At 66.4% G+C, this 22,770-nt stretch carries 24 protein-coding genes; 15 read left to right on the top strand and 9 right to left on the bottom strand.

Annotation, left to right across the window (positions count from 1 at the left end):
• Nucleotides 1–13: 13 nt before the first annotated feature.
• Genes RMR04_RS31570 through RMR04_RS31610 form a run of 9 tightly spaced genes read left to right on the top strand, consistent with a single transcriptional unit; the run spans nt 14 to nt 7,291 of the window.
• Nucleotides 14–715: an ABC transporter permease gene (locus tag RMR04_RS31570; protein WP_410492180.1), complete on the top strand. Its 702-nt coding sequence runs from the start codon at nt 14–16 to the stop codon at nt 713–715.
• A 5-nt stretch (nt 716–720) separates the two neighbouring features.
• Nucleotides 721–1,443: an ATP-binding cassette domain-containing protein gene (locus tag RMR04_RS31575; protein WP_311912422.1), complete on the top strand. Its 723-nt coding sequence runs from the start codon at nt 721–723 to the stop codon at nt 1,441–1,443.
• A 56-nt stretch (nt 1,444–1,499) separates the two neighbouring features.
• Nucleotides 1,500–2,378, top strand: coding sequence for an ABC transporter substrate-binding protein (locus RMR04_RS31580; RefSeq protein WP_410492181.1), 879 nt, complete (start codon nt 1,500–1,502; stop codon nt 2,376–2,378).
• A gap of 4 nt (nt 2,379–2,382) precedes the next feature.
• Complete coding sequence (locus RMR04_RS31585; RefSeq protein WP_311912424.1) at nt 2,383–3,192, top strand: molybdate ABC transporter substrate-binding protein; 810 nt, start codon at nt 2,383–2,385, stop codon at nt 3,190–3,192.
• 5 nt (nt 3,193–3,197) lie between these two features.
• Nucleotides 3,198–3,962: a molybdate ABC transporter substrate-binding protein gene (locus RMR04_RS31590; RefSeq protein ID WP_311912425.1), complete on the top strand. Its 765-nt coding sequence runs from the start codon at nt 3,198–3,200 to the stop codon at nt 3,960–3,962.
• A 15-nt stretch (nt 3,963–3,977) separates the two neighbouring features.
• Nucleotides 3,978–4,457, top strand: coding sequence for an SAM-dependent methyltransferase (locus RMR04_RS31595; RefSeq protein ID WP_311912426.1), 480 nt, complete (start codon nt 3,978–3,980; stop codon nt 4,455–4,457).
• Entirely contained in the window at nt 4,444–5,475 is a 1,032-nt protein-coding gene (locus tag RMR04_RS31600) for an iron ABC transporter substrate-binding protein (RefSeq protein WP_311912427.1), read from the top strand. The genes RMR04_RS31595 and RMR04_RS31600 overlap by 14 nt, the downstream gene beginning before the upstream one ends.
• A 38-nt stretch (nt 5,476–5,513) precedes the next feature.
• Nucleotides 5,514–6,527, top strand: coding sequence for a FecCD family ABC transporter permease (locus RMR04_RS31605; RefSeq protein ID WP_311912428.1), 1,014 nt, complete (start codon nt 5,514–5,516; stop codon nt 6,525–6,527).
• Complete coding sequence (locus RMR04_RS31610) at nt 6,524–7,291, top strand: ABC transporter ATP-binding protein (RefSeq protein ID WP_311912429.1); 768 nt, start codon at nt 6,524–6,526, stop codon at nt 7,289–7,291. Before RMR04_RS31605 ends, RMR04_RS31610 begins: the two co-directional genes overlap by 4 nt.
• Nucleotides 7,292–7,404: 113 nt before the next feature.
• Here RMR04_RS31610 and RMR04_RS31615 read toward each other — a convergent pair whose 3' ends face one another.
• Together RMR04_RS31615 and RMR04_RS31620 are read right to left on the bottom strand one after the other, a co-directional pair.
• Nucleotides 7,405–8,151, bottom strand: coding sequence for an acetoacetate decarboxylase (locus RMR04_RS31615; RefSeq protein WP_311912430.1), 747 nt, complete (start codon nt 8,149–8,151; stop codon nt 7,405–7,407).
• 93 nt (nt 8,152–8,244) lie between these two features.
• The gene (locus RMR04_RS31620) at nt 8,245–9,027 is read right to left on the bottom strand and encodes a 3-hydroxybutyrate dehydrogenase (RefSeq protein WP_311912431.1); all 783 of its coding nucleotides are present in this window, start codon (nt 9,025–9,027) and stop codon (nt 8,245–8,247) included.
• A gap of 245 nt (nt 9,028–9,272) precedes the next feature.
• Here RMR04_RS31620 and RMR04_RS31625 point away from each other — a divergent pair, with 245 nt between their 5' ends.
• Nucleotides 9,273–10,439, top strand: a complete 1,167-nt coding sequence (locus tag RMR04_RS31625) for a patatin-like phospholipase family protein (RefSeq protein ID WP_311912432.1) — start codon at nt 9,273–9,275, stop codon at nt 10,437–10,439.
• Between the two features lie 173 nt (nt 10,440–10,612).
• Here the strand turns inward: RMR04_RS31625 and RMR04_RS31630 are convergent, their stop codons facing one another.
• Nucleotides 10,613–11,962: an MFS transporter gene (locus tag RMR04_RS31630; RefSeq protein WP_410492182.1), complete on the bottom strand. Its 1,350-nt coding sequence runs from the start codon at nt 11,960–11,962 to the stop codon at nt 10,613–10,615.
• Between the two features lie 137 nt (nt 11,963–12,099).
• Entirely contained in the window at nt 12,100–12,585 is a 486-nt protein-coding gene (locus RMR04_RS31635) for an Lrp/AsnC family transcriptional regulator (RefSeq protein ID WP_069688951.1), read from the bottom strand.
• Between the two features lie 191 nt (nt 12,586–12,776).
• Here RMR04_RS31635 and RMR04_RS31640 point away from each other — a divergent pair, with 191 nt between their 5' ends.
• On the top strand, nt 12,777–13,391 hold the full coding sequence (locus tag RMR04_RS31640) for a hypothetical protein (protein WP_311912433.1): 615 nt from the start codon (nt 12,777–12,779) through the stop codon (nt 13,389–13,391).
• Here the strand turns inward: RMR04_RS31640 and RMR04_RS31645 are convergent.
• Nucleotides 13,342–13,500, bottom strand: a complete 159-nt coding sequence (locus RMR04_RS31645) for an AsnC family transcriptional regulator (protein WP_311912434.1) — start codon at nt 13,498–13,500, stop codon at nt 13,342–13,344. The genes RMR04_RS31640 and RMR04_RS31645 overlap by 50 nt on opposite strands.
• 123 nt (nt 13,501–13,623) lie before the next feature.
• Here RMR04_RS31645 and RMR04_RS31650 point away from each other — a divergent pair, with 123 nt between their 5' ends.
• Complete coding sequence (locus RMR04_RS31650; RefSeq protein ID WP_311912435.1) at nt 13,624–16,017, top strand: transketolase-like TK C-terminal-containing protein; 2,394 nt, start codon at nt 13,624–13,626, stop codon at nt 16,015–16,017.
• A 146-nt stretch (nt 16,018–16,163) separates the two neighbouring features.
• Here the strand turns inward: RMR04_RS31650 and RMR04_RS31655 are convergent, their stop codons facing one another.
• Nucleotides 16,164–16,469: a hypothetical protein gene (locus RMR04_RS31655; RefSeq protein WP_311912436.1), complete on the bottom strand. Its 306-nt coding sequence runs from the start codon at nt 16,467–16,469 to the stop codon at nt 16,164–16,166.
• Between the two features lie 234 nt (nt 16,470–16,703).
• Entirely contained in the window at nt 16,704–17,783 is a 1,080-nt protein-coding gene (locus RMR04_RS31660) for a hypothetical protein (protein WP_311912437.1), read from the bottom strand.
• A 448-nt stretch (nt 17,784–18,231) separates the two neighbouring features.
• Between RMR04_RS31660 and RMR04_RS31665 the strand changes: the two genes are divergently transcribed.
• From RMR04_RS31665 to RMR04_RS31675, 3 genes are all read left to right on the top strand, one after another.
• Nucleotides 18,232–19,266, top strand: coding sequence for an aspartate-semialdehyde dehydrogenase (locus RMR04_RS31665; protein ID WP_311912438.1), 1,035 nt, complete (start codon nt 18,232–18,234; stop codon nt 19,264–19,266).
• 209 nt (nt 19,267–19,475) lie between these two features.
• Nucleotides 19,476–20,378 carry a DMT family transporter gene (locus RMR04_RS31670; protein WP_410492183.1) on the top strand — a complete coding sequence of 301 codons (903 nt, stop codon included), beginning with the start codon at nt 19,476–19,478 and terminating at the stop codon, nt 20,376–20,378.
• 140 nt (nt 20,379–20,518) lie between these two features.
• Entirely contained in the window at nt 20,519–21,022 is a 504-nt protein-coding gene (locus RMR04_RS31675; RefSeq protein ID WP_311912439.1) for a histidine kinase, read from the top strand.
• 212 nt (nt 21,023–21,234) lie between these two features.
• On the opposite strand, the gene arsB is transcribed toward RMR04_RS31675, so the two are convergent.
• The gene (gene arsB / locus RMR04_RS31680) at nt 21,235–22,332 is read right to left on the bottom strand and encodes an ACR3 family arsenite efflux transporter (protein WP_311912440.1); all 1,098 of its coding nucleotides are present in this window, start codon (nt 22,330–22,332) and stop codon (nt 21,235–21,237) included.
• Nucleotides 22,329–22,766, bottom strand: a complete 438-nt coding sequence (arsC, locus tag RMR04_RS31685; protein WP_311916007.1) for an arsenate reductase (glutaredoxin) — start codon at nt 22,764–22,766, stop codon at nt 22,329–22,331. Before arsC ends, arsB begins: the two co-directional genes overlap by 4 nt.
• Between the last annotated feature and the right edge of the window lie 4 nt (nt 22,767–22,770).

The raw sequence follows: 22,770 nt of genomic DNA on the forward strand, positions 1-22,770 counted from the left end.
AGCGCGACGGACGGTGGACTTCGCGGCGATCTTCAAGGCGGCCTTCGCGCTGGTGGTCGGGCTCGATCCCGGTTTCCTGGCGATTGTGGGCCTGTCGCTCAGGGTGACGCTGACCGCCGTGCTGATCGCGGGGCTGATCGGCCTGCCGCTCGGGGCGGCCCTGGCGCTGGCGCGCTTTCCCGGCCGCTCGGTCGTCATCGTCTGCCTCAATGCGCTGATGGGCCTGCCGCCGGTCGTGGCCGGGCTTTTCGTCTTCCTGCTGCTCTCGCGCTCTGGCCCGCTCGGCCCGCTCGGGCTGTTGTTCACGCCGACCGCGATGATCGCGGCTCAGGTGATCCTGGTCCTGCCGATCGTGATCGCGCTGACACGCCAGACGGTCGAGGACCTGTGGAGCGAGTATCGCGACCATCTGCGCTCGGTCGGGTTGGAGGGGATGCGCGCGATCCCGACCCTGCTCTTCGATGGGCGCTTTGCGCTGGCGACCGCGCTGCTCGCCGGTTTCGGCCGGGCGAGCGCCGAGGTCGGCGCGGTGCTGATCGTCGGCGGCAACATCGCCGGCTACACCCGCACCATGACGACGACGATCACGCTGGAGACCTCCAAGGGCGACCTGCCGCTGGCGCTGGGGCTCGGGCTCGTGCTGATCGCGCTGACGCTGGCGATCAATGCGGTCGCCTTCGGGGCGAGCCGCATCGGCGCCCGCTATGCCGGATGAGCATGATGCGTGACGTGACCTCGATCCTGCCGCTCAGCCTCGAGACCGTCTCCTTCCTCGGGGAGGGACGCAGATTGGTCGATGCGGTCAGCCTCGACCTGCCCGCGGGCGGGGTCACCGTGCTGCTCGGGCCCAATGGCGCCGGCAAATCGCTGATGCTCAGGCTCTGCCACGGCCTGCTGACGCCGAGCGAGGGCCGCGTGCACTGGGCGGCGAGCGTGACCGGGGGCGCGAAACGCCACGCCATGGTGTTCCAGAAGCCGATCATGCTGCGCCGCTCGGTCGAGGCCAATATCGATCATGCGCTGGCGTCGGCGGGCGTCGCGCGCGTCGAGCGGCGCGAACGCGCCCAGGCCGCGCTGCAGCGCTTCGGCCTGTCCGAGCGCGCGACGCAGCCGGCGCGGTTGCTCTCGGGTGGCGAGCAGCAGCGCCTGGCCATCGCGCGCGCCTGGAGCTTGAGGCCCGAACTGCTCTTCCTGGACGAACCGACCTCGCAGCTTGATCCCGCCGCGACGCGGCAGATCGAGGAGTTGCTGACCGGTCTCGTGGCGGAGGGCATCACGGTCTTGATGTCGACGCATGATCTCGGCCAGGCGAAGCGGCTGGCCGATCGCGTGCTGTTCCTGCACCGGGGCCGGCTGATCGAGGATTCCCTCGCCGAGTACTTCTTTGCCGAGCCGCAGACGATCGAGGCCCGCGCCTTCCTTGCCGGGGACTTGATCTGGTGAGGCGCTCTTCCCGAGAAACCGATTGCTGCCAAAACCAGAAATCCGAGGAGACGACCATGATCATGACCAGACGCCTCTTGCTCACGGCTGGCTTCTCGGCCGCCTTTGCCGGCCTTGCGCTTGCCCAGACGACCACAGTCGCGCCGCCGGCGGCATCGACCCCTGCAGCAGCGGGCGCGCGCTTCATCACCGTCTCCTCGACGACCTCGACGCAGGATTCCGGGCTGTTCGGGCATATCCTGCCCTTGTTCCAGGCCAGGACCGGCATCGAGGTGCGGGTGGTGTCGCAAGGCACCGGCCAGGCGCTCGACACCGGGCGGCGCGGCGATGCCGATGTCGTCTTCGTCCATGCCAAGGCGCAGGAGGAGAAGTTCCTGGCTGAGGGTTTCGCGCTCGAGCGCAAGCCGGTGATGTATAACGACTTCGTCCTGATCGGCCCGAAGAGCGACCCGGCCGGCGTCGCCGGCACGAAGGACATCGTCGCAGCGCTGAAGGCGATCCAGGAGAAGGGCACGCCCTTCGTCTCGCGCGGCGACAAATCCGGCACTCACTCCGCCGAACTGGCGCTCTGGAAGGTCGCGGGCATCGATCTCGATCAGAAGAAGGGCTCCTGGTATCGCGATGTCGGCCAGGGCATGGGGGCTGCGCTCAACACGGCCGGCGGCATGGGGGCCTATGTGCTCTCCGATCGCGGTACCTGGATCTCGTTCAAGAACCGCGGCGATCTCACGATTGCGGTCGAGGGTGACCGGCGCCTGTTCAACCAATATGGCGTCATGGCGGTGAACCCGGCCAAGCACCGGCATGTGAAGGTCAATGACGGCCAGGCCTTCGTGAACTGGCTGGTCAGCCCGGAAGGCCAGAAGGCGATCGCCGACTACAAGATCGACGGGCAGCAATTATTCTTCCCGAATGCGACGCAGGCGGGAGCCTGAATCGATGCGCCGTCTGATCCTTGCCGCCCTGTTCGGGCTCTCCTGCTCCGTCGCGCAGGCCGAGCAACCCGTGCTGCTCCATGCTGCCGGCAGCCTGCGCAATGCGCTGACCGAAGTCGCCCAGGCCTTCGAGGCGACGGCCAAGCTGCCGGTCAAGACCAGCTTCGGACCCTCTGGCCTGTTGCGCGAGAACCTGTCCAAAGGTGAGGCGGCCGAGGTCTTCGCTTCCGCAAACATGTCGCATCCGCTTGCCCTGACACACGAGGGCAAGGCCGGGCCCGTCGTGCTCTTCGCCCGCAACGAGACCTGCGCCTTTGCCCGCGCCGGGCTGGAGGTGACGACTGAAACGCTGCTGGCGCGCATGCTCGATCCCGCGATCAAGCTCGGCACCTCGACGCCGAAGGCCGATCCGTCCGGCGATTATGCCTGGCAGATCTTCGCCAAGGCCGAGGCGCTGAAGCCCGGCGCCAAGGCGGCCCTGGAGGCCAAGGCACTCCAGCTCGTCGGCGGTCCCGACAGCGCGCCGACCCCGGCCGACAGGAACGGCACGGGCCATCTGCTGGCGACGGGGGCGGCCGATCTGTTCCTGGGCTATTGCACCAATGCCTTGCCGATCGCGCGCGAACAGCCGGGCCAGCACATGGTCAGGCTGCCGCCGGCGCTTGCCGTGGGCGCCGATTACGGGATGACCGTGATGAACGGCGCCTCGAACAATGCCTTCCGCTTGGCGATGTTCATCCTGTCGCCTGAAGGCCAGCGCATCCTCGCCAAGCACGGCTTCACCGCCCCGACCGCGCCGCACGAGGGCAGTTGACGGCGATGGCTGCGGCCCTTCCACCGATCCGGCTCCTGGCCGCGGGCAGCCTGCGCGCGGCGCTGGGCGAGGTCGCGGCGGCGTTCGACGCCAGGACCGGACTGGCGGTCGAACTGGTCTGCGGCGCGTCGGGCCTGCTGAAAGAGCGGATCGCCCAGGGCGAGGTGGCCGATCTCTTCGCCTCGGCCGATCTCGGCAACCCCGAAGCTTTGGCGAAAGCGGGGCTGGCGGGGCCGGTCGTCTTGTTCGCGCGCAACGAGCTTTGCGCCTTCGCGCGGCCGGAGGTCACGGTTTCTCCCGAGACGCTGCTTGAACGCATGCTCGATCCGGCGATCCGGCTCGGCACCTCGACGCCGAAGGCCGACCCCTCCGGCGACTACGCCTTCCAGGTTTTTGCCCGGGCAGAGGCCTTGCAAGCCGGGGCGAAAGCGGCGCTGGAGGCCAAGGCGCTGCAATTGACCGGCGGGCCGGCGAGTATCGCGGCGCCCTCCGGCGTCAATGTCTACGGTCACAAGCTGGCGACAGGGGCGGCGGATCTGTTCCTGGCCTATCGCACCAATGCCGAAGCGATCGCGCGGGAACAGCCCGGCCTCCAGCTGGTGCGCTTGCCGGCCGGGCTGTCGGTCGGGGCCGATTACGGCCTGACCGTGATGGCCAAGGCCTCGCCAAATGCCGGGCGGCTCGCCATGTTCATCCTCTCGCGGGCCGGGCAGGAGATCCTGGCGAAGCATGGCTTCGCCGCGCCGACCTTGCCGCGCGACACGAACTGAACGGAGCAAGCGCGGATGGATTGGCAGGCGACGCGACCGGGCGAGACATCTGCGCCCCTGCCCGAGAGGCAGGACGCACATCTTGTCTTCATCGGCCGGATCTGCACGCCTTTTGCGACGCGCGACCAGTGCCCGCGCCAGGGCGACAGCGAAAATGGTCCGGAATGCCGCGTCGAGATCGACGCACCCTGGCATGCGGCCTTGATCGGGATCGCGGCCTTCGCCCATCTCGACCTGCTCTACTGGATGCATCAGGCGCGGCGCGATCTCGGGACCCAGACGCCGCGCGGGGCCGAGCCGCTCGGCACCTTCGCCCTGCGCTCGCCGGTGCGGCCCAATCCGATCGCGCTGTCGCGGGTGCGGCTGCTGCGCGTCGAGGAGGGCGCGCTGATCGTGCGCGGGCTCGACTGTCTCGACGGCACGCCCCTGCTCGATGTGAAGCCGAATCGCTGCGCCCAGTCGCCAGCGCAGGAGCATCGCCATGCCACATCCTGACCGCCGCCTGGTTCTGGCCGGGCTTGCCACGCTCGCGGTTCCGCGCGGGGCCTGGGCGGCCGCCATCCGCGACGGGGCCGGACGCGAGATCGCGATACCGGCCAAGGTCGAACGCGTCTTTCCCGCCGGGCCGCCGGCCGCGATCCAGCTCTACACGCTTGCGCCGGACCTGCTGTTGGGCTGGCCGCGCGCCAACCGACCGGAGGAACTGCCCTTCCTGCTGCCGGGCATCGGCGACAAGCCCGAAATCGGCCGCATCACCGGGCGTGGCAACAGCGCCAATCTGGAGGCGGTGCTGACGCTGAAGCCCGACCTCATCGTCGATGCCGGCTCGACCGGGCGCAGCTATGTCGAGCTCGCCGAGCGCGTGCAGGGCCAGACCGGCATTCCCTATGCGCTGCTCGACGGGCGTTTTGAGGCGATCCCTGCGAGCTATCGCATTCTTGGCCAGCTCACCGGGCGCACCGAGCGGGCCGAGACGCTGGCGCGCTGGTGCGAGAGCGCGATGACGGCGATCAAGGGCCGCATCGCGACGATTCCCGCAGAACAGCGCCCCTCGGTCTATTACGCACGCGGGCCGCGCGGGCTCGAGACCGGCCTGGGCGGTTCAATCAATGTGGAGACGCTGAGCTTTCTGGGCGCGCGCAATGTCGCGGCGGATCAGCCCGGCAATGGTTTGGCGCAGGTCTCGCTCGAACAGGTCATGGCCTGGGATCCGGAGGTGATCGTCACCATCGATCTCGGCTTTGCCGAAAGTGTGCGCGCCGATCTGGCCTGGTCAAGTATCCGGGCGGTGAAGGCGGGGCGCGTGCATCTTTCGCCGAAATTGCCCTTCGGCTGGGTCGATTTCCCGCCCTCGGTCAACCGCATGGTCGGCCTGTGGTGGCTGGCGAAGCTGCTCTATCCGGCGCAGTTCCCCGAGGACATTCGCGCCATTGCGCGCGAGTTCCACACATTGTTCTATCAGGTCACGCCGAGCGAGGCGCAGCTCGACCTGATCCTGTCGGGACGGGGGTGACGGCGTGTTTCACTGCCGACCGGATCGGTCCTGACGCCATGTCGCCATCCTCCCTTCGCGGAAACGCCATTGCGCTTGGCCTGCTCGGCGTCGCCGTGCTGCTCGCTTTCGGGCTCGGGCGCTTTCCTGTCGGGCCCGCCGATCTGGCGCGGCTCGTCTGGGCGGGCCTGAGCGGTCAGCCTTCGGGCCTGTCGCCGCAGATCGAGGCCGTGATCTGGAACATTCGCGGGCCGCGCGTGGTTGCCGCTTTGCTTTGCGGGGCGGCGCTGGCGGTCGCGGGCACGGCCTTCCAGGGGCTGTTCCGCAATCCGCTGGTCTCGCCCGATATCCTGGGCGCGTCCTCGGGTGCAGCGCTGGGGGCGGTCGTCGGGATCTATTTTTCGCTGGGTCTGTTTGCGATCCAGCTCGCGGCCTTCACGGGTGGGCTGGTCGCGGTCGGCGCGGTCTATGCGATCGGCTCGACCATCCGGCGCGGCGATCCGGTGCTGGTCCTGGTGCTGACCGGCGTCGTCGTCGGCTCGCTCCTGGGGGCGGGCATCGGGCTGGTGAAATACTGGGCCGATCCTTACAACCAATTGCCCGCCATGACCTTCTGGCTGCTCGGCAGCCTCGCCGGAACGGCCAAGCCGGACCTCGCTCCGCTGCTCGGCCCGGTGCTGCTGGGCACGGCCGTGCTTGTCGCCCTGCGCTGGCGGATGAATGTGATGTCGCTGCCGGAGGAGGAGGCGCGGGCGCTCGGGCTCAATACCGGCCCCTTGCGCATCGCGATCGTGACGGCGGCGACGCTGGTGACGGCGGCGAGCGTCGCGGCGGCCGGCATCATCGGCTGGGTCGGGCTCGTCGTGCCGCATCTGGCGCGTTTTCTGGTCGGTCCCGATTTCGGCAAGCTCCTGCCGACGGCGGCGCTCCTTGGCGGCGGCTATCTCCTGATCATCGACACGCTGGCGCGCACCGCGGCGCCGGTCGAGACGCCGCTTGGCATCCTCACCGCCGTGATCGGCACGCCCTTCTTCATCTGGTTGCTGGCCTCGGCGCGCGGAGGCTGGTCGTGAGCCTGAGCGCGGCTGACCTCGCCTATGGCTACCCTGAGCGCCGGATCGGCCGCGATATCGGGCTCGTTCTGAAGGCCGGCGAGGTCCTGGCGCTGCTCGGGCCCAATGGCGGTGGCAAGACCACGCTGCTCAAGACCCTACTCGGCCTGCTGCCACCCCATGGCGGAACGCTGACGCTCGATGGCCGGCCGCTGGCGGTGCTTTCGGTCGAGCAGCGGGCGCGGGCGCTGGGCTATGTGCCCCAGGCCCATGCCGGCACCTTCGCCTTCACGGTGTTCTCGGTGGTGCTGATGGGGCGGACCGCGCATGGCGGGCTGTTCGCCGCGCCGTCCAGCCATGACCGCGAAGTCGCGCAGGCCATGCTGGAGCGGCTCGGCATCGCAAAGCTGGCGCAGCGCCCCTATACGCAGATCTCGGGCGGCGAACGCCAACTCGTGCTGATCGCCCGCGCGCTGGCGCAGGAGCCGGCCTATGTCATCCTGGACGAGCCGACGGCGAGCCTCGATTTCGGCAATCAGGGCAAGGTGATGAGCCAGATCAGGCGGCTCGCGGCGGAGGGACTCGGCGTGCTCTTCACCACGCATGATCCCAACCAGGCGCTGGCCCATGCCGACCGGGTGATGCTGCTGCGCGAGGGGCAGGCGATCGCGACGGGCGAAGCCGCCGCGATGCTGACGCCGGAGCGGCTAAGCGAGCTTTACGGGGTCGCGATCGAGACCGTGCGGGACGCGGACGGGCGGGTCGCGTTCCTGCCGGGTGGGTGAGGACTGGGCGTCATTCTCGGGCTTGTGCCCCGAGAATCTCATGACCAGAGCACTCTGGTTTACGAGATGGTCGGCTCAAGCCCGACCATGACGCGCTCCGGAGACCTGCCGCCTCACCCCTTCATGTAATCATGGATCTTCCGGCCGAAGGGCAAGGTCAGGTCGGCGATGAAGTGGTGCGCGCCGATGACCTTTCGCACCGGCAGGTCGGCGACCGGCGCGTTGACATGCGGGATCAGATGGAGACGGCCGGGGCCGATCCAGGAGCCTTTCACCGTGATGTCGGTGAGGTTCAGCGCCACGAGCTGGCAGATTTCGGGCTCGCCGTCGACGCCGGGGATGATCTTGAGGTTGACCTGCGTCTTGGTCAGCATCGCCGTGGTCTTGACGCCGTTGCCGGCCAGGCTCTCATGCTTGTAGCCCATCGTGCCCATGGCGACCTGCTGGCCGGCATACTCGAGCGTGCCGGTGAGCGTGTCCTTGACCACTTCCAGCTTGGGATGGGCGTATTTCTTGGGAAAGCCCCAGATCTCGCGGCCGGCCGCGATCGGCGGCTCGTCGTCGAGATACATCTGCGAGACGAAGGAGACCTCCTCCTCGCCGAACTTGCAGGGGATGACGATGCCGCTCTCGGTGTAGCTGCCGAAACCGGAGGAATCGGGCATCTTGATCCATTCATAGCTGACGATCGGCGTCGCCAAAGGCATCAAGGGCTCGGGCAATTGATGGCGGATCGCCTCGGGATCGGTCTCGTAGCTGATGATCATGTATTCGCGGTCGACGAAGCGGTAGGGCCCGGCCGGGTAGCTCGGCCCCGCCAGCGGCATCGAGGGCAGATCGAGGATGTCCTTGCGATTCATGGCGATGTCGCCCCTTAGCTCACGTCGCTTCTAAAAGTTGAGAGCACTGCTCACGCGAAAAAACGATAGCCATTTTTCGCGCAATGCTCTGGCCTATTCAGCGGTCCAGCCGCCATCGATCGGGAGGATGACGCCGGTGATCGATTTCGCGGCGTCCGAGGCGAGGAAGACGGCAAGCGCCGCGACCTCCTCGCTGGTGACGAATTGCTTGGTCGGCTGGGCGTGCAGCAGCACGTCGTTGATGACCTGCTCCTTGGTGAGACCGCGTGCCGCCATGGTCTCAGGTATCTGCTTCTCGACCAGCGGCGTCCAGACATAGCCCGGGCAGATCGCGTTCGCCGTGACGCCGAAGGTCGCGGCTTCGAGCGCGACCGTCTTGGTCAGGCCGGCGATGCCGTGCTTGGCGGCGACATAGGCCGATTTGAACGGCGATGCGACCAGGGCATGGGCCGAGGCCGTGTTGATGATGCGGCCCCATTTGCGCGCCTTCATGCCCGGAAGCGCGGCGCGGATGGCGTGGAAGGCGGCCGAGAGGTTGATCGCGATGATCGCGTCCCATTTCTCGACGGGGAAGTCTTCGATCGGCGAGACGAACTGGATGCCGGCATTGTTGACCAGGATGTCGACCGAGCCGAACTCGCTTTCGGCCTCGGCGATCATCGCTGCGATGGCGCCGCCATGGGCCATGTCGGCGGGGGAATAGCGCGCGGCAACCCCGAAATCGGCCTCGATACCGGCGCGCTCCGTCTCGATGGCGTCTGGCGCGCCGAAACCGTTGATGACGATGTTGGCGCCCTCAGCCGCATAGGCGCGGGCGATGGCGAGGCCGATTCCGGAGGTCGAGCCGGTGACGACGGCGGTCTTGCCCTTCAGCATGCTGCTCTCTCCCTCCAAAGCCCGGACTGGTCCGCCGGCGCATGCTGCGCCGCAAAATCCGTGCCTGAGGCGTGACGGAGGAAGCTGACGCAGCGATGAAGCTTGCCTGACGGGACGATGACGGTCGCTTGGTCAGCCTTCGCCCGCATGTGCGCGTCATATCGCTGTCACTCGATAGCGCTGTTTCCTGAGCGAGATCGGCATTATCATTGTTGCAGTGCGATCAGCTTGAGGACATCCGCGCCATGAACGCTCCTCCCTCCGTCTCCCTCTCGGAAAGCCGCTATCTCGGCTGGCGGCCCGAGCGCTGCGACCGCGTCGCGCTCGTGCTCCAGGGCGGTGGGGCGCTCGGCGCCTATCAGGCCGGAGTCTATCAGGCGCTGCATGAGGCCGATATCGAGCCGGACTGGGTCTCGGGCGTCTCGATCGGCGCGATCAATTCGGCCTTGATCGCCGGCAACCCGCGCGAGCGCCGGCTGGAGCGCCTCAAGGCGTTTTGGGACCGCATCACCGATCGCAAGGTCTGGTGGTTCACGCCTGAGGGCGACATCTACCGCCAGGCGCGCAACGCGACCTCGTCCTTCTTCACCACCTTGCTGGGCCAGCCCGGCTTCTTCGAGCCACGCCGGACGAGCCCGCTCTTCGCGGCGGCCGGCGCGAGCGACGCGACCAGCTATTATGACACCTCGCCTTTGCGCGAGACCCTGCTGGAGCTGGTCGATTTCGACCTGATCAATCGCAAGGCGGTCCGGTTCTCGGTCGGTGCGGTCAATGCGGCCTCGGGCAATTTCGTCTATTTCGACAACGCCCAGGAGACTATCGGGCCCGAGCATGTGATGGCGTCTGGCGCGCTGCCGCCGGCCTTCCCGACCGTGCAGATCGGCACCGAACATTACTGGGATGGCGGCATCGTCTCCAATACGCCGCTGCAGCATCTCCTGGCGCAGGAGGACACGCTGAATTCACTGATCTTCCAGGTCGATCTGTTCTCGGCGCGCGGCGCACTGCCGCGCACGCTGCAGGATGTGATGGGCCGGCAGAAGGACATCACCTATTCCTCGCGCACGCGCCTGACGACCGATCTGTTCGCGCTGATCCAGAACTGGAAGAAGAAGACGCATCAGGCGCTCTCGAAAGTGCCCGATGGCAGCCTGAGCGAGGAGGAGCGGACGCTGCGCGACGAGCTCGCGCTGATGCCCGAGCACACCATCCTGCAACTGATCTATCAGCAGAAATCCTATGAGGGCCACGCCAAGGATTACGAGTTCTCGCGCACCTCGATGCAGGAACACTGGAAGTCAGGCTATGAGGACACCAAGCAGACGCTGACCCGCAAGGACTGGCTGACGATCCCGCCCGACGGCGCCGGAATCGTGGCGCATGACGTGCACAGGGATTTCGAGCGGCGGTAAAGTCTGTCGTCCTGGCTCTGAACCACGCCGTTATCCTGGGCGACCGAAGGTCGTCCCGGGATCCATCGTAGGGAACTGCGCTCTACGATGGATCCCGGATCTGCGCGGCTTCGCCGCTTGTCCAGGATGACGGCGTGTTTCCCAGCCTAACTGCGGCGCTAGCGGAGCGGCCCTCAGGCGAGCTTGCCCGCAGCCGGCAGGCGGGCGCGGACCACGGCGCCGATCGCCGCCAGGGCCGCGGCGGTGAGCAGCGCGCCGAGCGTGAGATACCAGCCGACGGCCGACAGCCCGTAATTGCTGGCGAGCCAGGTCGCGATATAGGGCGCGAGCGATGCGCCGACGATGCCGCCGAGATTGAAGGTCAGCGAGGCGCCGGTATAGCGCACGGCGGTCGGGAAGAGTTCGGCCAGCGCGGTGCCGAGCGGGCCATAGGTGAAGCCCATCAAGCCGAAGCCGAGCACGAAGAAGAGCGTGATCGCGGTCAGGTTGCCGGCAACGAACAGCGGCGTGAACAGGAAGCCGTAGGCGGCGATCGCCAGCGTGGTCCAGAACAGCACCCGGCGATTGCCGAAACGGTCGGCGAGCAGTGCCGAGAGCGGGATCGCCAGTCCGAAGAAGACGACGCCGACCATCTGCACCGGCAGGAACTGCCCGCGCGCATAGCCCAACGCTGTCGTGCCCCAGCTCAGCGAGAACACGGTCATCAGGTAGAACAGCACGAAGGTCGCCAGCGCCGCGATGGTGCCGAGCAGGAGATGAGCCTTGTGCTGCGACACCACCGCGACAATCGGCATGCGGACGCGCTCATGCTTGTCGATCGCCTTCTGGAATTCGGGCGTCTCGGTCAGGCGCAGCCGGACATAGAGCCCGACGAAGACCAGAAGCGCGCTGGCCAGGAAGGGAATGCGCCAGCCGAAGGAGTAGAACTGCGCGTCGCTGAGCAGGTCGGTAAGCAGAAGGAAGCTGCCGGTGGCGCAGATGAAGCCGATCGGCGCGCCGAGCTGCGGGAACATGCCGTACCAGGCCTGCTTGCCGGGAGGGGCGTTCTCGGTGGCGAGCAGCACGGCTCCGCCCCATTCGCCGCCGAGCCCGAGGCCCTGGCCGAGACGGCACAGCGCCAGCAGCAGCGGAGCCATGACGCCGACGCTGGCATAGGTCGGCAGCAGGCCGATCAGAACCGTCGAGAGGCCCATCGTCATCAGGGCGGCGACGAGCGTGGCCTTGCGCCCGATCCTGTCGCCGAAATGCCCGAAGATCGCCGCGCCGATCGGCCGCGCGAAGAAGGCGATCGCGAAGGTCGCCAGCGATTGCAGCATCGCCGAGGTTGCGTCCCCGCCGGGGAAGAACAGCTTTGGGAACACCAGCACGGCGGCGGTGGCGTAAATATAGAAGTCGAAGAACTCGATCGTCGTGCCGATGAGGCTGGCGAAGAGAATGCGGGCCGGCGAATTGGCGGCGGGAGCGGCAACGGGGGACGACACGGGGATACTTTCGATGATCGAGCTTGCGAAGCTGGCGGCCATAGCGGAAAGCCGATTGGCAATCAATGCGCGCAACGCATGTCTGTCGTCATATAATTGCGCCGATATGCTGTCTCTGCATCACTTCGTTGCCGATGGCAGCTTCCTCCTCAGGCACCTCTGCCTCAGGCGTCCTTGCCTCAGACGCCCTTGCCCAGTTCCACCGGGACCGAGAAGGAACGCTTCACCTGTCCGAGCGCGAAGCTCGATTCGATCGAGGCGACATTGTCGAGCCGGGTCAGCTTGTCCTTAAGGAAGCGCTCATAGGCGGCGAGGTCGCTGACGATGATGCGCAGCAAGTAATCGCGTGGCCCGGTCATCAGATAGCAATCGGCGACCTCGGGCCAACGGGCGACGATGGCCGCGAAGCGGTCGAGCTCCTCCTCACGCTGGCGCTCGAGCTTGATCGAGGCGAAGACCGAGACCGGCAGGCCGAGCTTGTCCTGGTCGACGACCGCGACATAGCCCTTGATCACGCCCGCCTCCTCCAGCAGCCGGACGCGCCGCGCGCAAGGCGAGGGCGAGAGCCCGACCTTGCCGGCGAGATCCTGAATGCTCATGCGCCCGTCGGCCTGGAGAGCCTGGACGATGCGGCGGTCGATGTCGTCGAGTTTGTGATCTGGCATGGTTTTCTGCTTCCGGTCGGGTGATAGCACGGGCCGATGAGCGCGGCAGCATCCCGCGTGTCAGTGCCTTGGGTGCGAAGGCTGTCGCTTTCCCGCAACAGTTGTAGGAACTCGGCGTTGCCGATGTGAGTGCAGGTTGTTCGGAAGGGGCGGCTCAACTACCGGCGGTGTCTCCATTTCCGGGAGGCCACATGCTCGTCCGTCTGATCGTCGCAACCTTTCTCGCTGTCGGGCTTGCCGGCTGCGTCACCGTCTCGAACCCGCTGACGCTGGAACAGCGCGAGGCGCTGCGACTGGCCTCCGTCGCCGTCGAGGTCGATCCGGCCGCGACCTTGTGGTGGGGCGATGGCGACCGGGCCTATGCCCGCAGCAAGAGCCTGCCGGAAACGGAGTCGGAGGCGTTGTCGAAGACGCCGGAGGCGCGCGCCTTCATCGCCAAGGCCGCTTCGGGCAAGATTGCCGCTGCGCTTGAACGCGAGCTCAGGCCGGCGCTCACCGGCCAGCAACCTGTCAAGGTCATGGTGACCTTGCGCAATCTGCGCGTGACTTCGATCATCCAGCGTATCCTGGTCGGTGGACCTCATGAGATGACGGCGGATGTAACAGTCGTCGACGCGAAGAGCGGCCGGCCGGTCCTGTCCTACCCAGGGTTGCGGGCGGTCGCACGCGCCGGCGAGGGGATTGGCGGCACGCTTGTCGATGCGGCCTTCATGCCCGATCCGATAGACAGGCTGACGGGAAATTTCGCCGAGGACTTCACGAGCTGGCTCCTGCAGCGGCCGGGCCCGACGCCGCCGCCCAAGTGATTGGCGAGATCCCGGCCTTGCCGGCGAGATCCTGAATGCCCATGCGCCCGTCGGCCTGGAGAGCGTGGACGATGCGGCGGTCGATGTCGTCGAGTTTATGATCTGGCATTGTCTCTCGCTTTCAGGGCCGGGATTAGCGGAAACCACCAATTGGGGAAGTCGCGGCTCACGTCTTTAGCTGCCAACGCCGCGGAAACCATGCATGATCACGGCCTCTTTTGGAGGCACATGCATGTCCGATCCGCGCCTGCCCATTCTCGCCGAGCTGGAAAAGAAGATTCTCTGGCTCGCCTCATGGACGATCCACAACGCCAATCATATCCGCGCCAGCGAGGACGGCATGAAGGTGGGCGGGCATCAGGCCTCCTCGGCCTCGCTCGCCACCATCATGACGGCGCTGTATCTCGGCGTGCTCAGGCCGCAGGACCGGGTCGCGGTGAAGCCGCATGCCTCGCCGATCTTCCACGCCATCAACTATCTGATGGGGCTGCAGACGCGCGAGAAGCTGGAGAATTTCCGCGGCTACAAGGGCGCGCAGAGCTATCCCTCGCGCACCAAGGACATCGACGACGTCGATTTCTCGACCGGCTCGGTCGGCCTGGGCGTCGCGCAGACGCTGTTTTCCTCGCTGGTGCAGGATTACGTCAAGGCGCATGGCTGGGGCGAGAAGCGCCAGGACGGCCGCATGGTCGCGCTGATCGGCGATGCCGAGCTCGACGAAGGCAATATCTTCGAGGCCCTGATGGAGGGCTGGAAGCACGGCCTGCGCAACACCTGGTGGGTGATCGACTATAATCGCCAGTCGCTCGACGCCGTCATCCGCGAAGGGCTCTATGACCGCTTCGAGCAGATGTTCAGGAATTTCGGTTGGGACGTCGTCACGCTGAAATACGGCTCTTTGCAGCAGGCCGCTTTCAAGGAGAAGGGCGGCGAGCGGCTGAAGGCCTGGATCGATTCCTGCCCGAACCAGCTCTATTCCGCCCTGACTTTCCAGGGCGGGGCGGCCTGGCGCAAGCGCCTGATGGACGATCTCGGCGATCAGGGGCCGGTCACCAAGCTGATCGAGAGCCGCTCTGACACTGAGCTGTCCAGGCTGATGTGCAATCTCGGTGGGCATGACCTGCCGTCGATCCTAGAAGCCTTCGAGGCGATCGACCATGACCGCCCGGTCTGCTTCCTGGCCTATACCGTCAAAGGGTTCGGCCTGCCGCTCGCCGGGCACAAGGACAACCATGCCGGGCTGATGACCAAGGATCAGATGGAGGGCTTCAAGACCGCCAATGCGGTCCGGCTCGGCCATGAGTGGGATCTGTTCGAAGGGCTGTCGCTGCCGCAGAGCGAGCTTCGCGCCTTCCTCGACAAGGTGCCGTTCTTCGCAGAGGGCCGGCGCCGTAAGAGCGCGCCGAAATTGCCGGTGCCCAAGGTGCTGGAGGCTGGCATCCAGGCGACGATGTCCACCCAGATGGGCTTCGGCAAGATCCTGGACGATCTCGCCAAGCGCGGCGGGCCCTTGGCCGACCGCATCGTCACGACCGCGCCCGACGTCACCGTCTCGACCAATCTCGGGCCCTGGGTCAACCGGCGCGGCCTGTTCGCCAGGGCGGAGATGGCCGACACCTTCAAGGATGAGCGCATCCCCTCGATGCAGAAATGGGAGTTCTCGCCCAAGGGCCAGCATATCGAGCTGGGCATTGCCGAGATGAACCTGTTCATCAATCTCTCGGCGCTGGGCCTGTCGCATTCGATCTTCGGCGAGCGCCTGATCCCGATCGGCACGCTCTACGACCCGTTCATCTCGCGCGGCTTGGATGCGCTGAACTATGCCTGTTACCAGGATGCGCGCTTCATGGTGGTGGCGACGCCCTCGGGCGTCACGCTGGCGCCTGAGGGCGGCGCGCATCAGTCGATCGCCACGCCCCTGATCGGGATGAGCCAGGATGGGCTTTGCGCCTTCGAGCCGGCTTTCGTCGACGAGCTTTCGGTGATGATGCGCTGGTCCTTCGACTATCTGCAGAGGGATGGCGAGGGCGACCCCAATGAGCGGACCTGGCTGCGCGACGAGACCGGCGGCTCGGTCTATTTGAGGCTCTCGACGCTGCAGCTCGAGCAGCCGAAGCGGGCGATGACGCCGGAGCTCGAGCACGCGATCATCGACGGCGCCTATTGGCTGCGCAAGCCCGGCCCCAACGCCTCGGTGGTGGTCGCTTATACCGGCGCGGTCGCGGCGGAGGCTATCGAGGCCGTCGGGCTGCTGGGTGAGGACCGGCGCGATGTCGGCCTGCTCGCGATCACTTCCGCCGATCGGCTCAATGCCGGCTGGCAGGCGGCCGAGCGGGCGCGCCAGCGCGGCAACCAGCAGGCGACGAGCCATATCGAGCGCCTGCTCGGCGAGCTGTCCCGCGATTGCGGCATCGTCTCGGTGCTGGACGGGCATCCCGCCACGCTGGCCTGGCTCGGCAGCGTGCATGGCCACAAGCAGAAGGCGCTCGGCGTCGAGCATTTCGGCCAGACCGGCACGGTCGCCGACCTCTACCGCCATTTCGGCATCGATGCGAATGCGATCGTGCATGCCGCGCAAGCGGCGGCGCCAGGCCGGCCGGTGCGCTATCTGAAGGCGCTGCCGTAGGGTGCTGTCATCCCGTGCGCGCTGCGGCATTCATGCCGCTGCGCAGACACGGGACCGTCACCAGAAAGAGGTGCCTTTTCGTCGCGCGGTCCCGCATCTGCGCAGCAACACTTCGTGCTGCAGCGCGTGCGGTATGACACCCGCGCTCAGAAGCGGGGGGTCGAGAAGCTGTTGGCGAAGGGGTTGACGCCGGAGCCGATGCGGCCCGGCAAGGTGCCCTCGCCGTAGAATTCGCCGGTGCTGGCATAGACCGGCGTGGCGGCGAAATGCTGGCTGGCGTAATTGTTCATCGAGCCGACCGGCACGACATTGCCGAGGTCGAAGTAGCTGCGCTTCTGCACGGTGACGCGCAGCGGGGCGCGGCGGTTCTGCGCCTCGGCGATCGTCGTCGCGACGGTCAGCGCCACGAGCGAGAGGCCGAAGCCGGCGGCGAAACGCTGGAAGGAACGCATGACGAAAGGTCTCCTGAGGCGACGGGCGGCGGGGCATCTATCACGATGCGGGATGACGCGACGATACTCCCTCGTAGTTAACGCTTTTGTTTGCCTTCGCCAGAGGCGAAGCACGCGAAAGTGAGATTTTGCGCGGTGAGTGCCCGCAGCTCTTCGAGGCCGAGTGTCCTGGCGCGGAAACATCCCCGTCATTCCGGGGCGATCCGTGGGGTCGAGCTCGGAATGACGCGGTGGTTAGCGCCTTGCCACCGTCTTCAGCGCGGGGGCGGAGCCGTCGGCGTCGAGCCAGGAGGCCTTGCGGCCGGTGGCCGAGAGGCGCGGCGGCGCGCAGGCCGGCTGGCGGGCGAGCTCGGTGCGCGAGAAGGCTGAGCGCAGGGCCTTGTCCTCGCCGGCGGCGAGCAGGTCGATCCGGTCGATCAGGCAGACCAGTTGCTGGCGGTCGGCCGGTCGGCCGGGCGCGCCACACCACCAGCCGCTGAGGCCGAGCGGCAGGTCGCCTGCGCTCTTGTCGCCTGGGCTCTTGCGGAAGGCGATGCAGGGGCGGCTGGCATCGCCGTCGCTCAGCGTCGTATCGGCGGTCTCGACCGTGCCGAAGCGGGTCTCGATCGAGGTCGGAACGCCGCTGCGCTGGATCGACATGCCGCGCTCGGAGGCCTCGCGCACCAATGCGATGACGAAGGGGTGGGGCCGCGCCTCATTGTTATGGGTGACGAGCAGGCGCAATCGCAGATGCGGCTTGTCGGTCTCAAAAGCGCCGAAGCTTAGCGTGTCCTGACGGCGGGCGCCGTCCTGGCTGCGCATCGCCTCATAGGCCGGCTGCTGGCGCTCGAGTTCGGGCGATTCCAGGCCGAACATCGCGATCGGCTTGGCAATCTTGAACCAGCTGTCGCCAATGAGCGCCTGCTGGCGCGGCTCCAGGAGCACGTCGCGGACCGGGCGGCTCTCGCTGGCGGCGGGAATTGTCAGGCTGGCGAGGCTGGGCTCGCTGTCGCCGGCGGCGGACAAGGCGGTGACGAGGCTCGCCGTCAGGCCGATGCCGGTCAGGGCGGCGATCCCGCGCCAGACCAGCCCGCCGGTCAGGCCCAGGCCGCTACTCAGGGCCGAGCCGCGACGGCCGAAAGCGGCGAAGGCGCCGCGCAGCAGCATGGCGAAGCCGGTTTCGATCGCGTCGGCACAGCGGATCAGCGTCGTGACGCCGTCGAAGCGCACAAGACGAGGCTTGACCCGAACGATCGCGGCGTTGGCGGCGGCTGCCATCGCCGGCCAATGCGAACGGGCCGCGCTGAGCAGGATCGATGAGACATTACGCGACACGACCGGAACTCGCCTTAATGGCCGTGTCATGTGCACGGCTCGTCTTCACCCGCGCGGACACTGGCCGGCTGTGAGTCAGCGCCGGGTTACCGCCGGCGGGCAATCCGCGAACAGCGTAAATCCGAGGTCAAGGAGCAGGGTTAACAGCGGGGGACGTTGACTTTTGGCCGCCTTGGGTGTTTTGACTTGGCGCAAGGCGCGCGGGGCAACCCGCCTAGCGCCGACGCGAAGCCTTCAGCCCTTCGGGATTGGCCCTGTGAACGTCCGTCAGACGACGAAACGCACGACCAAAACGGCGACCGGTAAAACGGTTACGTCGCGCTGACCTTCGCCTCGGTTCCGGGTTCTCTCCCCCCGGCGGGGATAATCGCCGAACCTGCTTCACATTATCGAGCGGGCCGGCATCCCGGGGGAGACCAAACCGGTTTCATCCAAAAGGACCATCACAATGAGCTTCAAGGTCGCGATTGTCGGCGCCACGGGTAATGTGGGCCATGAGATGCTCGATATCCTGGCCGAGCGCGCTTTCCCGGTCAGCGAGGTCGTAGCACTCGCCTCTTCCCGGTCTATCGGCACCGAGGTCTCCTTCGGCGACAGGGTCCTGAAGGTGAAGGCGCTGGAGCATTACGACTTCTCCGACACCGATATCTGCCTGATGTCGGCCGGCGGCGAGGTCTCCAAGGAATGGTCGCCCAAGATCGGCGCGCAGGGCTGCGTCGTCATCGACAACTCCTCGGCCTGGCGCATGCATCCCGACGTGCCGCTGATCGTGCCGGAGGTGAACGCGGCGGCTGCCGCAGGCTTCACCAAGATGAACATCATCGCCAACCCGAACTGCTCGACCGCCCAGCTCGTCGTGGCCCTGAAGCCGCTGCACGACAAGTATGTGATCAAGCGCGTCGTCGTCTCGACCTATCAGTCGGTCTCCGGCGCCGGCAAGGAGGCGATGGACGAGCTCTTCAACCAGACGCGCTCGATCTTCGCTGCCGGTGAGATGACCACGAAGAAGTTCCCCAAGCGCATCGCCTTCAATCTCATCCCGCAGATCGACGTCTTCATGGAGGACGGCTTCACCAAGGAAGAGTGGAAGATGATGGCGGAGACCAAGAAGATCCTCGATCCGAAGATCAAGCTGACCGCGACCTGCGTGCGCGTGCCGGTCTTCATCAGCCATTCCGAGAGCGTCAACATCGAGTGCGAGAAGCCGATCACGGCCGATGAGGCGCGCGAGGTGCTGCGCACCGCTCCCGGCATCCTCGTCATCGATAAGCACGAGCCTGGCGGCTACATCACCCCGCATGAGGCGGCCGGCGAGGACGCGACCTATATCTCGCGCATCCGCGAGGACAGCACGGTCGAGAACGGCCTCGCCTTCTGGTGCGTCTCCGACAATCTGCGCAAGGGCGCGGCGCTGAACGCGGTGCAGATCGCCGAGGTGCTGATCAACCGCAAGCTGATCCAGCCGCGCAAGCAGGCGGCGTGACGCGAGGCGCAGTTATCTGCTGATCGAGGCGGGCCAAAAGCCCGCCTTTTTCTTGATGGGTCTTGTTGCTGTGCCGATGCCTTGGCGCGGCCATGCATGGTCGCCGTTCGATCTTTGCGCAACGCGGGACCGATCAAATCGATTAGCGTCGCGTTTCAATCCCGCGCGTCGATGATTTGCCAAACGCTCCCCACCCAGAACCGACACCCTTGCCGCCTGTGACGGCGGCGTTGCCGCTGCGTCGCGACAATGCCTTTCGCGGCATCGGGCTGATCCTGCTGTCGACCTTCTTCCTGACCGCGTCGGACGTGGTCTCGAAGCTGCTCACCACGACGGTGCCGCCCCTGCAGATCACCTGGCTGCGCTACAGCGTCTTCACCGTGATCATGCTCGCCATCGTGGCGCGCAGCGGCGGCCTGGAGCGGTTGCGGACGCGCAAGCCGATGCTGCAGTTCCTGCGCGGCCTCGGAGTCACGGGCTCCTCGATCCTGTTCGTGATCGGGCTCAAATATCTGCCGATCGCCGATGCCACGGCGACGAGCTTCATCGCGCCCTTGTTCGTCACGGCCTTGTCGATCCCGATCCTGGGCGAAACCATCGGCTGGCGGCGCTGGACCGCGACGCTGGTCGGGCTGCTCGGCGTGCTGATCGTGGTGCGGCCGGGCGGGGCCGGCTTCCAGCTCGCCTCGCTGCTGCCGGTCGTCTCGGCCTCGACCTGGGCCTTCGCGCTGATCGTGACCCGCATGATGAGCCGGACCGAGAGCCCGCTGACGACCTTGGCCTATTCGGCGATGATCGGCTTTGCGATCGTCAGCGCGGTGATGCCCTTCACCTGGCAGCCCTTGACGGCGGAGATGGTCTGGCTCGGCGTCTTCGTCGGCGCCACCTCGACGATCGGCCACTGGCTGGTGGTGCAGGCCTTCCGCCACGCCGACGCTTCGCTGCTGGCGCCGTTCTCCTATATGCAGTTGCTCTGGGCCGCGATCTTCGGCTTTTTCCTGTTCGCCGTTCTGCCCGATATTTGGACGCTGGTCGGTGCGGTGATCATTGCGGGGTCGGGCCTCTACACCGCGCATCGCGAGCGCATCAAGGCGCGGCTGCTGAGCGCCTGAGACAGGAGTGCTTCCGGCATCCTGCTCGCCCCGGGACGCGAGCTTCCCCAGCGAGGCGCAGGGTTAGGCGGATGCCGTACGGTCTTGTAGTATGCGGGGCCGGCGTGAAAAGCGGGCACCCTCTCTCAAGGACAGTCTCGATGCCATCCGCTTTCATCCGCACCGTTCTGACGGCCACCTGCCTCGTCGCATTTCCGCTACTCGCAGCGGCCAAGACCTATTCGATCCCCGACCCCAATCCGGTCGCGGTGATCACGCTGCCGGATGGTTGGGAATCGAGCGAGATCGACAAGGGCGTCCAGTCGACCTCGGAGGACGAGACCGTCTATGTCTCCGTCGAGGTCACCGAGCTCAAGGATGCGGCGCAGGCGATCGCCGACGCGGTCACATGGCTGAAGAGCAAGGATGTCGTCATCGACCAGGCGAGCCAGGAGCAGAAGCCTTTCTCGATCAACGGGCTCGAAGGTGTCCAGGTCAAATGGAACGGCAAGGACGAGGACGGTCCGACGCATGTCAGCCTGACGCTGCTGCAGGTGACCGATACCAAGGGCCTCGTCCTGACCTATTGGGCTTCGCCCGAGGGCGAGACCGAGAATCTCAAGGACCTCTCCAGCATCATCAATAGCCTCAAGGGCCTGAAGTAGTATGCGCTAATCTCACGCCTCGATGCGTTCATGGCGCAGCGAGGCTTCCGGCCCCTGAAGCTGGGCGCGCGACGAGACATAATTGGCGATGGCGCGCTCCAGGCGGCACACGCCCTCAGGCCGAAACCTCGACGATGGTCATTCTGGAAGCGACGACGTCGAACCGGCTTCTGTCGGTGCCCGGCAAGGGGAAGCCCAGGACCTAGAGGTTGTCAGGGCGCTGCCCGCCCGGCGATGGCCGGGAGGTCGGTCGCTGGTACCGGCGGGGAAAACCAGCGGCGGCCGAGCCAGAGCGCGACATGGACGAGCAGGACGAGGACCGGCACCTCGACCAGGGGGCCGATCACGGCAGCAAAAGCGACCGGCGAGGCGAGGCCGAAGCTGGAGATCGCAACCGCGATGGCGAGCTCGAAATTATTGCCCGAGGCGGTGAAGGCGACGGCCGTGGTGCGGGGATAGTCGGCCTCGATCCATTTACCCATGGCGAAGCTGATCAGGAACTGCAGCACGAAATACAGCGCCAGCGGGATTGCGATCCGCACCGCGTCGAAAGGCAGGCGCAGCAGATCGCTACCTTTAAGCCCGAACATTGCGACGATGGTGAACAGCAGCGCGGCCAGCGTGACCGGCCCGATGCGCGGTAGGAAGGTTTCCTCGTACCATTCCTGGCCTTGGCGCGCGGTCAGGATGCGCCGTGTCAGATAGCCGGCCAGGAAGGGGATGCCGAGATAGATCGCAACCGCTTGCGCGATCGTCCAGAAGCTGACCGCGACGACGCTGCCCTCCAGCCCGAACAGCGGCGGCAGAACACTGAGGAAGAACCAGGCATAGACGCTGAAGAACAGGATCTGGAAGAGCGAGTTGAAGGCGACGAGGCCGGCGACATATTGGTTGTCGCCCTTGGCGAGCTGGTTCCAGACCAGCACCATGGCGATGCAGCGCGCGAGGCCGATCAGGATCAGCCCGGTCATGTAATGCGGCTGATCGCGCAGGAAGATCACCGCCAGCGCGAACATCAGGACGGGGCCGATCAGCCAGTTCTGGACCAGCGACAGCGCCAATACGCGCTTGTCGGCGAAGACGGCCGGCAATTCCTCATAGCGGACGCGCGCCAGCGGCGGGTACATCATCAAGATCAGGCCGATCGCGATCGGGATGTTGGTCGTGCCGATCGAGAGGCTCTCGAGCGCGGCGGGCAGGCCGGTGAAGACTGTGCCAAGCGCGATGCCGAGCGCCATCGCCGCAAAAATCCAGAGCGTCAGGTAGCGATCGAGGAAGGAGAGCCTTTCGGGCGCAGGCGCGGTCGTCATGCCGAAATCCTCGTTCCGGTCTCGTCGATGACGCGCTCGCCATCCTCCTTGGCGAAAGCGCCCTGCTGGGAGGCGGGCAGCAAGTCCAGCACGGCTTCGGAGGGCCGGCAGAGCTTGACGCCGAGCGGTGAAACCACCAGCGGCCGGTTGATCAGGATGGGGTGCGCCAGCATCGCGTCGATCAGCGCATCGTCGGGCAAGGACATCTCGCCAAGGCCGAGCTCGGCATAGGGCGTGCCCTTCTCGCGCAGCAGATCGCGCGGCGCCAGGCGCGCGCGGGCGATCAGCTGGACCAGCAGCGCCCTGACTGGGGGCGTCTTCAGATATTCGACGACATGCGGCTCGATGCCGGCATTGCGGATCATCGCCAGCGTGTTGCGCGAGGTGCCGCAGGCCGGGTTGTGGTAGATGACGATGTCGGTGCTCATGTGCATTCCA

Origin of the sequence: Bosea sp. 685 (assembly GCF_031884435.1) — a bacterium.
Classification (GTDB): Bacteria; Pseudomonadota; Alphaproteobacteria; order Rhizobiales; family Beijerinckiaceae; genus Allobosea.